The sequence below is a fragment of the Nocardia sp. NPDC051911 genome (genome assembly GCF_040681035.1).
GTDB classification, from domain to species: Bacteria; Actinomycetota; Actinomycetes; order Mycobacteriales; family Mycobacteriaceae; genus Nocardia; species Nocardia sichangensis.
In genome coordinates, this window is record NZ_JBFAXY010000002.1 from 1 (window position 1) to 14431 (window position 14431).

Annotated in this window: 5 protein-coding genes; all 5 read right to left on the reverse strand. The window is 70.1% G+C overall.

What is annotated here, in order from left to right:
* Nucleotides 1-11287 (reverse strand): amino acid adenylation domain-containing protein (locus tag AB0L97_RS03195; protein WP_364424882.1); only part of this gene is annotated, 11287 nt, incomplete at its 3' end.
* Between the two features lie 505 nt (nt 11288-11792).
* The gene (gene cobM / locus AB0L97_RS03200; protein ID WP_364424883.1) at nt 11793-12542 is read right to left on the reverse strand and encodes a precorrin-4 C(11)-methyltransferase; all 750 of its coding nucleotides are present in this window, start codon (nt 12540-12542) and stop codon (nt 11793-11795) included.
* Nucleotides 12543-12566: 24 nt separating this feature from the next.
* Nucleotides 12567-12992, reverse strand: a complete 426-nt coding sequence (locus AB0L97_RS03205) for a PPOX class F420-dependent oxidoreductase (protein ID WP_355074764.1) — start codon at nt 12990-12992, stop codon at nt 12567-12569.
* A gap of 175 nt (nt 12993-13167) precedes the next feature.
* On the reverse strand, nt 13168-13509 hold the full coding sequence (locus AB0L97_RS03210) for a hypothetical protein (protein ID WP_364424884.1): 342 nt from the start codon (nt 13507-13509) through the stop codon (nt 13168-13170).
* A 99-nt stretch (nt 13510-13608) separates the two neighbouring features.
* Entirely contained in the window at nt 13609-14226 is a 618-nt protein-coding gene (locus tag AB0L97_RS03215; protein WP_355074768.1) for a response regulator transcription factor, read from the reverse strand.
* Nucleotides 14227-14431 lie beyond the last annotated feature (205 nt).

The following is a 14431-nucleotide window of genomic DNA, read 5'->3' on the forward strand; positions in this document are numbered from 1 at the left end:
TCGAGCGGCGCATGCCCAGCGCCACATACGATTCCGGGCCGACGCCGTTGACCTTGAGCCAGCGCGCCAGTTGGTGCACCCGGCGGGCGAACTCGAGATATGTCAGCGTCGTTTCACGACTCGGTGAGGGGTGGTGGTCGGGCGACGGGTGGGCCGGACTTGTCCCCTCGAACGTCACCGCTGGACTGTCCGGGGTGCGCGCGACCTGGGCCTCGAACAGCGAGACCAGGGTCGCGGCGGCGTCGCCGACCGGCGAGGTGAGCGCGGCGTCGACCGGGAATTCGGTGGCGTTCCAGCGCTCGATCACCAAGGCCCGCTCGGCGTCGTCGAGCAGGTCGATGTCGCCGACGGTGACCGACGGATCGGCGGCGATGCCGTGCAGCACGCGCACGAACCGCTCGGCGAACGTCCCGGCGAACACGCCGTCGAACAGGTCGGTGGCATAGACGAGTTCGGCGTCCATCGCCGTCTCGGCCCCGGGGACCTCGCTGAGTGTGAGCTGCAGGTCGAACTTCGCCGTCGGCTGGTCGATGCCCAGCTCGGAGACGGTGAGACCGGGCAGTTCCAGCGCGGTGCGGCCGAGGTTCTGGAACGACAGCATCACCTGGAACAGCGGGTGCCGCGCCTGCGAACGCGCCGGGTTGAGCACCTCGACCAGCCGCTCGAACGGCACGTCCGCGTGCGCGAACGCCTGCAGGTCGCGTTCGCGGACCCGGGCGAGCAGATCGGCGAACGGCTCGGCGGTGTCCACCTCGGCGCGCAGCACCAGGGTGTTGACGAACATGCCGACCAGATCGTCGAGCGCCTGCTCGCCACGACCGGCGACCGGGATGCCGATGGCGATGTCCTCGGAGCCGCTCAACCGCGCCAGCAGCGCGGCGAAGGCGCCGTGCACCACCATGAACAGCGTGCTGCCGTGCGTCTGCGCGACCCGGTTCAGGTCTTCGATCAGCTCGCCCGGCACCCGGAACCGATAGGTGCCCGCGCCGTAGGAGGCGACGGCGGGCCGCGGACGATCGGCCAGGCGCAGTTCGTCGGGCAGCCCGGCCAGCGTCTCGCGCCAGTAGTCGAGCTGCTCGGAGATCAGCGAGGTCGGGTCGTCCTCGGAGCCGAGCGTGTCGCGCTGCCACAGCGCGAAGTCCACGTACTGCACCGCCAGCGGCGGCCAGCCCGGCTCAGCCGCCGAGGTCCGCGCCACGTAAGCGGTCATCAGGTCGCGCACCAGCGGACGCATGGAGAAGCCGTCGGCCGCGATGTGGTGCACCACGACGACCAGCACGTAGTCGTCCGGGGCGAGCCGGTAGGCGCGCAGGCGCACCGGCGGCTGGGCGGTCACGTCGAAGCCGCGCTCGACGAACTCGTAGAGCACGCCGAGCAATTGCCCCTCGGCCACCTCGACCACGTCCAGCTCGGGAATCGCCCTGGTGGCGTTCAACACCCGCTGGTAGGCCACGCCGTCGCGAGACGGGTAGATGGTGCGCAACGACTCGTGCCGTCCGACCACGTCGGCGACCGCGCCGCGCAGCGCGTCCAGATCCAGCGCGCCTTCCAGCCGCACCGCGGCCGGGATGTTGTAGGTGGCGGAGGCCGCGCCTGATGTGGTCGCTGCGCTCCCGATGTCGAAGCGGTTGAGGAACCACATGCGCTGCTGCGCCAGCGACAGCGGCGGGTGCTCGGGACGCACCTGTGCCGTCAGCGCCTGGCGCGCACCGCTCCCCGCGTGCGACTCGATCCGCGCGGCGAGCGCGCCCACGGTCGGGGCCTCGAACAACACGCGCACGCCGACCTCGGTGTTCAGCGCGGCGCTGACGCGGGCGGTCACCTGGGTGGCGACCAGCGAGTTGCCGCCGAGCTCGAAGAAGTCGTCGTCCACGCCGACGCGCGGCACGCCGAGCAGGTCGGCGAAGATCTCCGCGACGATCTCCTCGATCGGAGTCGAGGGCGCGCGGAACACCCTGGCCTCGAACACCGGAGCGGGCAGCGCCCTGCGGTCCAGCTTGCCGGAGGCGTTCACCGGGAAGGCGTCCAGCACGACCAGCGCGGCCGGGACCATGTAGCCCGGCAGCGCCGCGGCCAGCGCGGACTTCACCTCGTCGATGTCCACAGCCACATACGGTTCGCAGACCAGGTAGCCCACCAGCTGATCGCCCGCGTGCGCGTCGGAGCGCAGCACGACCACCGATTGCGCGATACCCGGCTGCGCCAGCAGTGCGGCCTCGATCTCGCCCAGCTCGATACGCAGACCGCGCAGCTTCACCTGGAAGTCGGTGCGGCCCAGGTAGTCCAGTTCGCCGTCCGGCGTCCAGGCCACCAGGTCACCGGTGCGGTACATCCGCTCCCCCGGCGCGCCGTACGGGTTGGCCACGAACCGGTCGGCGGTCAGGTCCGAGCGGCCCAGGTAGCCGAGCGCCAGCTGATCGCCCGCGAGATACAGCTCACCCGCGACACCCGGCGCGACCGGGTGCAGGCGGCTGTCCAGCACGAAGACGCGGGTGTTCCACACCGGGCGTCCGATCGGCACCGACACCGTGTCGGCCTCGGTCGCCTCGTGGTAGGTCACGTCGACGGCGGCCTCGGTCGGGCCGTACAAGTTGTGCAGCCGCGCGCCGGTCAGCTCGCGCAGACGCTGCGCCGTCTGCGCGGGCAGCGCCTCACCGGAGGCGAAGACCTGCCGTAGCCGCGGCGCGGGCAGTCCGTCGCCGTTCTCGTTGCCGAGCGTGGAGACGAAGACCGAGAGCATCGATGGCACGAAATGCGCCGTGGTGATCTGCTTCTCGGCGATGATCTGGGACAGGTACACCGGGTCGCGGTGCCCCTCCGGGCGCGCCACGACCAGCCTGGCCCCGGTCTGCAACGGCCAGAAGAACTCCCACACCGACACGTCGAACGTGGCGGGCGTCTTCTGCAACACCGCGTCGTCGCGACCGATCGGGTACTCGTGCTGCATCCACAGCAACCGGTTCACGATCGCTTCGTGGCTGACCGCCACACCCTTCGGGCGTCCGGTGGAACCGGAGGTGAAGATGACGTACGCGGTGTTCTCCGGCCGCAGCGGGCGCGTGCGCTCGGCATCCGTGATCGGCGCGCCGCTGGTCTCGGCGAACCCGGGCACGCCCTCGATGCCCTCCACCGACAGCGCGGTCACCGCGGGCTGCGGGTCGAGGCCGAATCCGTCCGCCGAGCGGTACAGGATCATCCGCGGGCGGGCGGTCTCGATGATGTAGTTGATCCGGTCGGCGGGCTGATCCGGGTCCAGCGGCACGTAGGCCGCGCCGGTCTGCACCACCGCGTACATCGCGACGACCAGTTCGGTGGAACGCCGCAGCGCCAGCGCCACCAGCGATTCCGGGCCCACTCCCGCGCCGATGAGCTGGCGGGCGATGCGGTTGGCCCGCTCCTGGAACTGGCGGTAGGTCAGCCGCTCGCCTTCGAAGTCCAGCGCGATCGCGTCCGGCGTCGCCGCCGCCTGCGCGTCGAACAGCGAGACCAGCGTCGCGACCTGGTCCACCGGATGTCCGGTGTCGTTCCAATCGATCAGCACCCTGGCGCGTTCCTCGGACGCGAGCAGGTCGATGTCGCCGATCGGGACGTCCGGGTCGGCGGTCACGGCCGCGAGGATGCGGTCCAGGCGCCGGGCGAACGCCGCGACCGTCGGCTCGTCGAAAAGATCCAGGGCGTAGGAGAATTCGGCCGACATGCCCGCCGAATCGCCGTGGTCGTCCTGCGTCTCCGACAGGGTCAGCTGCAGGTCGAACTTGGCCAGCCGGGCGTCGTAGTCGATGCCGTTGACCGAGAGACCGGGCAGTTCCAAGCTGGCCTGCCGGGTGTTCTGGAAGGTCAGCATCACCTGGAACAGCGGATGCCGCGCCTGCGAACGCGCCGGGTTGAGCACCTCGACCAGGCGCTCGAACGGTACGTCCGCGTGCGCGAAGGCGTGCAGGTCGGTTTCGCGGGAGCGGGCGAGCAGGTCGGCGAAGCTCATCGCGCCGTCCACCTCGGTGCGCAGCACCAGGGTGTTGACGAACATGCCGATCAGGTCGTCCAGCGCGGCTTCACCGCGACCGGCGACCGGGGTGCCGATGGCGATGTCGCTGGTGCCGCTGGCGCGGGCGAGCAGGACCGCCAGCGCGCTGTGCAGCACCATGAACAGCGACGCGTTGTGCCTGCGGCCCAGCTCGATCAGGGCGCGCTGGGTCTCGCCGGAGATCACGAACGGATAGGTGCCGCCGCGGTAGGAGGCGACGGCCGGGCGCGGCCGGTCCGACGGCAGCGTCAATTCGTCGGGCAGATCGGCCAGTTCGCGCGTCCAGTACCGGATCTGGTTGGCGATCAGCGAACTCGGGTCGTCCTCGGAGCCGAGCACCTCGCGCTGCCACAGCGCGTAGTCGGCGTACTGCACCGGCAGCGCCGACCACGCGGGCGCCTCCCACGACGTGCGCGCGGCGTAGGCCACCATCACGTCACGGGCCAGCGGGCCCATCGACCAGCCGTCGGCCGAGATGTGGTGCACCACCATGCCCAGCACGTACTCGGTCTCGCTGATCTCGAACAGCCGGGCGTGCAGCGGCACTTCGCTGGTCACGTCGAACGCCATCGACGCCAGCTCGACCAGGTGATCGATCAGGTTGTGCTCGGTCACCCGCACCGGGGTCAGGTCCGGCACGATCTGCGCCGCGTCCAGCACCACCTGCACGGGGCCGGTCTTGGTCTCCGGGAACACCGTCCGCAGCGACTCGTGCCGGTCGATCACGTCGATGACCGCGACCTGCAACGCGGCGATGTCCAGATCGCCGGACAACCGGATCGCGACCGGGATGTTGTTGACCGCCGAGGAGGTGTCGAAACGGTTGAGGAACCACATGCGCTGCTGCGCCAGCGACAACGGCACCTGCTCGGGACGGTGCCGGGCCACCAGCGCCTTGCGCGCGCCGTCCCCGGCGTGCGACTCCACCCGCGCGGCCAGCGCCGCGACCGTGGACGCCTCGAACAGCATGCGCACCGGCACCCTGGTGTCCAGCGCGATGCCGAGGCGGGAGGCCACCTGGGTGGCGATCAGCGAGTTGCCGCCCAGCTCGAAGAAGTCGTCGTCCACGCCGACGCGGGAGATACCGAGTACCTCACCGAAGATCTGCGCGACGATCTCCTCGATCGGCGTGGTCGGAGCGCGGAATTCGCGCACCTCGAACACCGGCGCAGGCAGCGCCTTGCGGTCCAGCTTGCCGGAGGCGTTCAGCGGGAACGCCTCGAGCACTACGATCGCCGAGGGCACCATGTACGCGGGCAGCGTGCGGTGCAGCGCGTTCTTGATGCTGTCCAGGTCGACGGGACCGCCGCCGGTGACCACGTAGGCGACCAGCTGGTCGCCCGCGACGGTGTCCATGACCAGCACCACGGCCTGGGTGACGGCCGGATGGTCGAGCAGGGCGGTCTCGATCTCGCCGAGCTCGATGCGCTGACCGCGGAACTTCACCTGGAAGTCGGTGCGGCCGATGTACTCCAGTACGCCCGCGCTGCCCACCTCCGGATCGCGCGGACGCACCCAGCGCACCAGGTCGCCGGTGCGGTACAGGCGGGAGCCGGGCGGGCCGAACGGGTCGGCGACGAAGCGCTCGGCGGACAGGTCGGGACGCCCGTGGTAGCCGCGGGCGGTCTGCACGCCGCCGAGGTACAGCTCGCCGGGCACACCGACCGGAACCGGGGCCAGGCCCTCGTCCAGCACGTAGGTCTGCGCGTTCCACACCGGGCGGCCGATCGGCACCGACGTGGGCGCGACCTCGTTGAGCTGCCAGGCGGTGGCGTGCACGGTGAACTCGGTCGGGCCGTACAGGTTGTGCACCGCGGCGGTGGAGAACTGCCGGAACGCGGTGACGGTCGCGGGCGGCAGCGCTTCACCGGCGACCAGAACCGCGCGCAGCGAGGCGCATTCGGCGGTGTCGGCGGACCCGGCGAACACCGACAGCATGGACGGCACGAACGAGGTCATGGTGACCCGGTGCCGTCCGATGATCTCCGACAGGTAGATCGGATCGCGGTGACCGTCCGGCGCGGCGATCAGCATGCGGGCGCCGACGGCCAGCGTGCCGAACAGCTCCCACACCGACACGTCGAAGGTGACCGGCGTCTTCTGCAGGATCACGTCGGCCGGTCCGATCCGGTATTCGGCGGTGATCCAGGCGATCTGGTTGACCACCGACGCGTGGCTGACCGCGACGCCCTTGGGGCGGCCGGTGGAGCCGGAGGTGTAGAGCACGTAGGCGGTGTTCGCGGCGCGCAGCGGGGCGCGGCGCTCGGCGTCGGTGACGGGCTCGTCGCCGAATCCGCTCAGGTCCAGGGTGTCCAGCGTCAGCACCGGGATGTCGGCGGCGGTGACATTGTCGCCGGTGGTGGTGAGCACGCACACCGGAGACGAGCTGTCGAGCACGTATTCGGTGCGCTCGGCCGGGTGGTCGGGGTCGATCGGCACGTAGCCGCCACCGGCGGTCAGCGTGGCGTAGATCGCCACCAGCATGTCCACCGAGCGGCGGATGCCGACCGCGACCAACGTCTCCGGGCCGACGCCCGCGTCGATCAGCTTGCGCGCCAAGCGGTTGACCCGCGCGGCGAACTCGGCGTAGGTCAGCTCGATCGGCGCGCCGAACTCCTCCGCGCCGCGCGTGCCGCCGTCGAACAGGACGGCCGGGTCGTCCGGCCTGCCCCGCACCTGCTCTTCGAACAGCTCGAGCACGGTGGCGGCGGGCACGTCGTGCCCGGTGTGGTTCCACTCGGTCAGCACCCGGGCGCGCTCGGCCTCGTCGAGGATCTCGATATCGCGCACCGTGGTTCCCGGCGCGGCGACGGCCGCTTCCAGCACGCGCAGGTAACGGCGGCCGAACTCGGCGACGGTGGGCGCGTCGAACAGGTCGGTGGCGAAGGAGATGACCGCGCCCATGCCTGCGGGCTCACCGTTCGCGCCGCGTTCCTCGGTGACCGTCCATTGCAGGTCGAACTTGGCGATGTCGACCTCGAGCTCGTCGGCGGTGACCGAGAGCCCGGGCAGTTCCAGGGTCGCGTGCGACATCTCCTGGAACGACAGCATCACCTGGAACAGCGGGTGCCGCGCCTGCGAGCGGGTCGGGTTGAGCACCTCGACCAGCCGCTCGAAGGGCACGTCCGCGAACGCGAACGCGGCGAGATCGGTTTCCCTGGTGCGGCCGAGGAATTCGGCGAACGACTCGCTCCCGTCCACTTCCGAACGCAGCACGAGGGTGTTGACGAACATGCCGATCAGGTCGTCGAGCGCTTGCTCGCCGCGCCCGGCCACCGGGGTGCCGATCGCGATGTCGCTGGTGCCGGACAACCGGGCCAGCAGCACGGCCAGCGAGGCGTGCATGACCATGAAGAGGCTGACACCCTGCGCGCGGGCCAGCGCGACCAGCCGCCGGTGCAACTCGGCGTCGATGTCGAAACTCACCCGGCTGCCGTGGAAGCTCTGCACCGGCGGGCGCTGGCGGTCCGCGGGCAGGTCGAGCTGATCCGGCAGACCCGCCAATGCCCTACGCCAATAGGCGATCTCGCGCGCCGCCATGGACGCGGGATCGGATTCCGCGCCGAGCAGCTCGCGCTGCCACACGCTGAAGTCCTGGTACTGCACCGGCAGCGGCGCCCAGCTCGGCGCCTCGCCCGCGCTGCGGGACAGGTAGGCGGCGGCCACGTCGCGCGCCAGCGGGCCGAAGGAGAAGCCGTCGGCCGCGATGTGGTGCACGACGAACGCCAGCGCGTAGTCCGCCGCGCCGTTGCCACGCCCGCCGGTGACCGCGAAGACCCGCACCCGGATCGGCAGCTCGGTCGAGACGTCGAAGCCGCGCGCGGCGAATTCGGCCAGCGCGCCGTGCAGTTCGGCCTCGTCGATCGGCTGCACCTCGATGCCCAGATCGACTTGGTCGACCGGGAGCACCTGCTGGTAGCCGCCGTCGCCGGACTCGGGGAAGATCGTGCGCAGCGACTGCTGCCGCTCGACCACGTCCAGCAGCGCCGACTGCAACGCTTCCAGGTCCACCTGGCCGCGCAACCGCACCACGAACGGCAGGTTGTAGGTCGGCACGGTCGGGTCGAACTGGTTGATGAACCACATGCGCTGCTGTGCCAGCGACAGCGGCACCCGCTCCGGCAGCTGCTGGGCCACCAGCGGCGGACGCGATTCGCCCACGGGCGCGGCGTTTTCCGCGCGCGCGGCGATACCGGCGACGGTCGGGGTCTCGAACAGCGCGCGCACCCCGATCTGGGTGCCGAACGCGGCGCCGATGCGCGCCACCACCTGGGTGGCGACCAGCGAGTTGCCGCCCAGGTCGAAGAAGTTGTCGTCGATACCGACGCGGTCCTGGCTGAGCACGTCGGCGAAGATGCCCGCCACGATCTGCTCGGCCTGGGTGCGCGGCGCGCGGAAGTCGCCGGCGTCGGCGCTGAACACCGGCTCCGGCAGCGCCTTGCGGTCCAGCTTGCCGCTGGTGTTGAGCGGGAAGGCGTCCAGCACCATGATCGACGCGGGCACCATGTAGCTGGGCAGCTGCTCGGCGGCGAACCTGGTCAGCTCCACCGGTTCCACGCTGTGACCGGGAGCGGGCACGACGTAGGCCACCAACTGCTGACCGGTCGCGGTGTCCACCACCAGCACGACGGCCTGGCTGACCGCGGGGTGGGCGAGCAGATCGGTCTCGATCTCCCCCAGCTCGATGCGCTGGCCGCGGAACTTCACCTGGAAGTCGGTGCGGCCGATGTATTCCAGCGTGCCCGCTTCGTTCCAGCGCACCAGGTCGCCAGTGCGATACATCCGCTCACCCGTGCTCGACAGCGGGTTCGCGACGAAGCGATCCGAGGTCAAGTCGGGACGGCCGCGGTAGCCGCGGGCGAGCTGACGCCCGCCCAGGTACAGCTCACCGGGCGCGCCGATCGCGGCCGGGCGCAACCGCGAATCCAGCACGTAGACCTGGACGTTCCACTCCGGGATACCGATCGGCACGGTCACCGTGTCGGCGGCCGTCGCCTCCCAGTAGGTCACCGAGACCGCGGCCTCGGTCGGGCCGTACAGGTTGTGCAGCCCCGCGTCGGTGATGGCGCGGAAGCCCGCCGCGGTCTCCGGCGGCAACGCCTCGCCGATCACGAAAACCGCCCGCAGCGTCGCGCATTGGGCCTGCGTAGCGTGTGCGACGAACACCGTCAGCATGGACGGGACGAAGTCGGTCACGGTGACGCCGTGCCGGGCGATCATCTCCGCCACGTACAGCGGGTCGCGGTGCCCGTCCGGCGACGCGATGACCAGCTTCGCGCCCACCATCAGCGGCAGGAAGTAACCCCACAGCGACACGTCGAACGTGGTCGCCGTCTTCTGCAGGTACACGTCTTCCGCGGTCAGCCGGTACTCGTCGAGCATCCACAGCTGCTGGTTGACGATCGCGTGGTGGGTGACCGCCACGCCCTTGGGGCGGCCGGTCGAACCCGACGTGTAGATGACGTAGGCGGTGTTGTCCGGACGCAGCGGCGCCAGGCGGTCGGCGTCGGTCACCGGGTCGGCGGAGTACGCCGAGGTGTCCAGGGTGTCGATCTCCACCCGCCGCACCGCCTGCGGCAGCTCCAGCTCGTCGGCCGAGTGCGTCAGCACGCACACCGGCGCGGCGCTGTCGAGGATGTAGGCGGTGCGCTCGGCCGGATGATCCGGATCGATCGGCACGTACGCGCCACCGGCCTTCACCACCGCGTGCATGCCGATCACCAGCTCCAGCGAGCGGCGCATGCCCAGCGCGACCAGCGACTCCGGGCCCACGCCGTCGGCGATCAGGAAACGGGCCAACCGGTTGACCCGTGCGTCGAACTCCGCGTAGGTGAGCGTCGCGCCCTCGAAGTCGAGGGCGATGTTGTCCGGCGTCCGCGACATCTGCGCGTCCAGCAGCGCCGCGAGCGTGGTCTGCGGAACGTCCTGCTCCGAGTCGTTCCACTCCAGCAGCGTCCGCTCGCGCTCCTCGACGGTGGCGACCGGAAGGCCCCACACGGTTGCGTCCGCCTCGGCGGCCAGGAAACGATCGAAGAACTCCAGGAAGCGGCCGTGGTGGCTGCGCGCCTCGTCCTCGGTATAGAGGTTGGGATTGGTCTCGAAGTCGATATGCGAACGCGTGCCCGCGACCGATTGATAGAAGTTGACGCCGAGATCCTCGATGCTGCCGGTCGACAGCACGCTGAGCTGCCCGACCATCGGGCCGAGCGCGATCTCGTCACCGAACAGCATGATGTTGACCCACGGCCCGAAGAACTCCGTGGTCACCACACCGTCACCGGCCGCGTCGCGGCGGATGTCCTCGTGCCGGTACCGCTGGTGCCGCAACGCGCCGGACACCTCGACCGCCACCTGCTTGAGCAGCTCCGACACCGTCGTGTCGTGGCCCACGTGCAGCCGCAGCGGCACGATGTTCGACGACACGCCGCCCGAGCGGCGCATCGCCGCGGTGGTGCGCGCGGTCACCGGCAGGCTGAGAATGACGTCCTCGACGCCGTTCCACTGCGCCAGATACGCGGCGAAACCGGCCAGCAGCAGACCGGCGGGCGAGGAATCGTGCCGCGCGACCGCCGCGTCCAGCAGGGTGTTCTGCTCGTCCGACAGCGCGGCGCTGGCGATGCCGTTGATCGCGGCGGGCGGCGCGGAACGGCCGGTCAGGCTGGTGCCTTCCTCCAGCCCCGCCACCCGCTGCGCCCAATACTCCTTGTCGGAGGCGAAGCGGGAACTCTCCCGATAGGCGATCTCCTGCTCATACAGCGTGTGCAGGTCGGTCGCCTTGGAAACAGCCGGTTCGACCCCGTCGACGTAGGCGGTGTAGAGCTCAGCGATGCGATTCACATAGGTCATCGCGCCGAAGCCATCGAGCGCGACGTGATGCGAGCGGGAATACCAGTACCAATGATCGTCGGCCAGCTGCAGCGCCGCGACCTTGATCAACCGGTCGTTCAGCAGGTCGAACGGACGGCTGTACTCCGCGCGCATCCACGCCATCGCGGCGGCGGCCGGATCGGCCTCGCCGCGTAGATCGACGTACACCACCTTGTCGTAATCGGCGATCGAGTGGTCGACGAACTGCAGCGGCTCGCCATCGCGCTCGACGATCCGCAGGAACCCGGAACCCAACTCGTGCGACGCGTCGATGCTGGCCCGCTCGAGCACATCGACATCCAGCTCACCGTGCAGGTCGACGTACTGCGCGATCGTGACCGGCACCTGCGGGTCGACGTGCTGCGCGTACCAGATGCCCAGCTGAGCGGGAGACAACGGGAACGCACCCGACACCTCGGGTGCTACCCCAGACGCAGCGTGTGCCCGTTCGCTACCAGTTTCGCCGTTTCCGCCGAAATCCAGCCGGTCCAACCGTAACCTCGCTTCCGGAACACCACGCAAGCGCTCCCCGACCACACCCGGAGAGGGCGCTCCACCTATCCGAGCGTGGCGCCTGCGTCTCCAGGTTCAGTTCTCACATCAAATCAGGCAAAAATGTTCAATTGAACTATCTGTCCAACCGGCCGGGCTCGTTACATGGGCTCGCCCGTGCCCAGCACCCACCGACCGGCTCCGCCGGGACCTTCTTTGCGAATCACCGGATCAATCTACCGTCGCCCCCGGCAGCCGACCAACCAATCGTCATAGCCGCTGCACATCAACGCAGGTAGGTAGGGCGTAAGAGGTTTGCCAGGGGGATGTTGCGGTTCTCACATGCGTCACCCCCGCCCCAAACCGGCGCTTTCGCGCCGCGGGAGGCGGCCGCCTATGGCACCCGCCGTCACGACCCGCGCACCCGCGCCGGGTCGTAGAGGTGGGATTCCGCGCACGACACCGCCGGCGTGAGCGCGCGGCCAACCAGGATCACCGCGGCCTGCCGCAGTCCGGCGGCCTCGACCTGGTCGGCGATGTCGGCCAGGGTCCCACGCAGGATCAATTGCTCGGGCTGGCTGGCGCGGTAGACGACAGCGACCGGGCAGTCCGGGCCGTACTCGGCGGCCAGTTCGGCGGCCGTCGCGCGGGTGCGAGTGACGGCCAGGTGCAGCGCGAGGGTGGCGCCGGTGGCGGCGAAATTCGCCAGCGCTTCGGACTCGGGCATCGCGGTGGAGCGGGCCTGCGCCCGGGTCAGCACGACCGACTGGACCAGCTCCGGCACGGTCAACTCCGCACCGAGCACCGCCGCCGCGGCGGCATAGGCGGGCACGCCCGGTGTGACATCCCACGGCACCCCGTGCGCGTCCAGCCTGCGGGTCTGCTCGGTCAGCGCCGAATACAGCGACGGGTCGCCCGAGCACAGGCGGGCCACGTCCTGTCCGGCCCGGTCCGCGCGCACCAGACGCTCGGTGATCTGGTCGAGGTCCAAGCGCTGGGTATCGACCAGTTCGGCGTCCGGCGCGCAGTGCGCCAGCACGCCGGGATCCAGATAGGTCCCCGCGTACAGGCACACCGGCGACGCGCGGAGCAACTCGACCGCGCGCACCGTCAACAAATCGGCCGCGCCCGGCCCGGCCCCGATGAAGTGCACGGTCATGCGCGCGAGTGTATTGACCCCCGCTCAGGCGGTGGCGTCGAAGTGGGCGATCACCTTCTCGGGGCGAAGGCGGACGACGAGTTCGCCGGGGACGCCGTTGCGCTTGCCGAATTCCTCGGCACGGTCGGCGCCCATGTAACGGCCGCCGATCTCGGTGGCGGTGCGCAGCAGTTCGTCCGGGTCTTCCGAGAGCGTCACCGTGCCCCGCAACTGGACCGACGCGTAGGGCGGTTCCTCCAGGTCGACGCACACCGAGACGCGGCCGTCCCGGGCGAACGCCTTGCCCTTCGCGGTGGACTTGCCGGTGTTGAACACCAGTTCGTCGCCGTCGACGATGAACCACACCGGCGTCACCATCGGCCTGCCGTCAGCCGTCACGAACGCCACCTTGCCGGTGCGGGTGCCATGGGTCAGAAACTCGCGCACTTCGGGATCGGAAAGAGAGGCCATCCGCTCACCCTAGGTGGTGACTCCCGACAGCTCGGCTCGGTTGGTTCGATCGGCTCCGTTCGGCTGAGTTCGGTCGCGCGATTCACTCGTTGCGGCGGTATCGACCGCGGTGGAAGGCGATCAGCGCGCACCGTGCCGGACTGCCGACTCACTGGCTGTCTCCGGTGGACTTTCGTCAGCGCTGCCAGTTGGAGTTGGGGTGGGGAGCGGACTGCTGGGGCCACTGGGCGTTGGGGCCGCCCGCGGCGGGCTGCTGGTACTGGGCGGGGCCCATGCTCTCGGCGTTCGCGCGGGCGAGGAGGTCGGGCACCTGCGGTCCGGCGACCGGTGACGATGCGCCGCACCACGTGCACTCCAGGTGATGCTTGGTGCTGAGCGGGAAGAGCGGAATGAAGAAGAGCGTGAACTTCGTGACGAGCTTGCGCAGCGCGTGCGCGGCGGGATTGCCGCAGCGGCCGCAGATCAAGGTGATCATGGCGAGCGTGTGGATACGCTTCTGCCAGCCCCAGATCAGCATGTGAAACCCCCGAAGATAGAAAATCCGATGTCGGTCACAGTAGTCGATCGGCGGAGCTTCGGAGCCGGTGAAGAACGGCCGTTCCTGCGCGCGTCCGCGTCACAGCATGCCGCGCTCGCGGGCCCGCGCCACCGCGGAGGTACGCGAGCGCACGCCGAGTTTTCCGTAGATATGCACCAAGTGGGACTTGACGGTGGTCTCGCTGAGGAACAACTGTTTGGCGATCTCGCGGTTGGACCGACCGTCGGACACCAGCCGCAATACCTCGATCTCGCGCCTGCTCAGCGTGGTGTCGGCGCGGCGCACCCTGGTCATCAACTTGGACGCGACCGCGGGCGAGAGCACGCTGTCGCCCGCCGCGGCCGACCGCACCGCGGAGAGCAATTCGCCGGGCGGTGTGTCCTTGAGGATGTAGCCGCACGCGCCGGCCTCGACCGCGCCGAGGATGTCGGCGTCGGTGTCGTAGTTGGTGACCACGAGAACGTTCGGCGGGCTCGGCAACTCACGCAGCCGCGCGGTCGCCTCGACTCCCGACCGGCCGGACCCGAAACTCAGGTCCATCAGCACGAGGTCGACCGGCGTGGTCGCGCAGAACGCGACGGCGGCCTCCGCGGTGGCCGCCTCGCCGACGACGGTGATGTCGTCGGCGACGTCCAGCAGCGCGCGCAATCCGGCGCGGACGATCGCGTGGTCATCGGCGAGCAGCAGGCGGATCACTCGGAACCCTCCGCGCCGAGGTCGCGCGAGTCCGTGCCTCGGGTGTCCGTTCCGCCCTGGCCGGGCGGACCGGTCTCGGGCCCGCCTTGACTGCCGGACACCGGCCCGACCGGGTCCGAGGCAGTTGATTCCGTCCGGGCCGGTTCCGTGCGCGGCCGATGTGCCATGGCGAGCGGCACCGCGCCATGTTCGCCCGCTTCGAGTT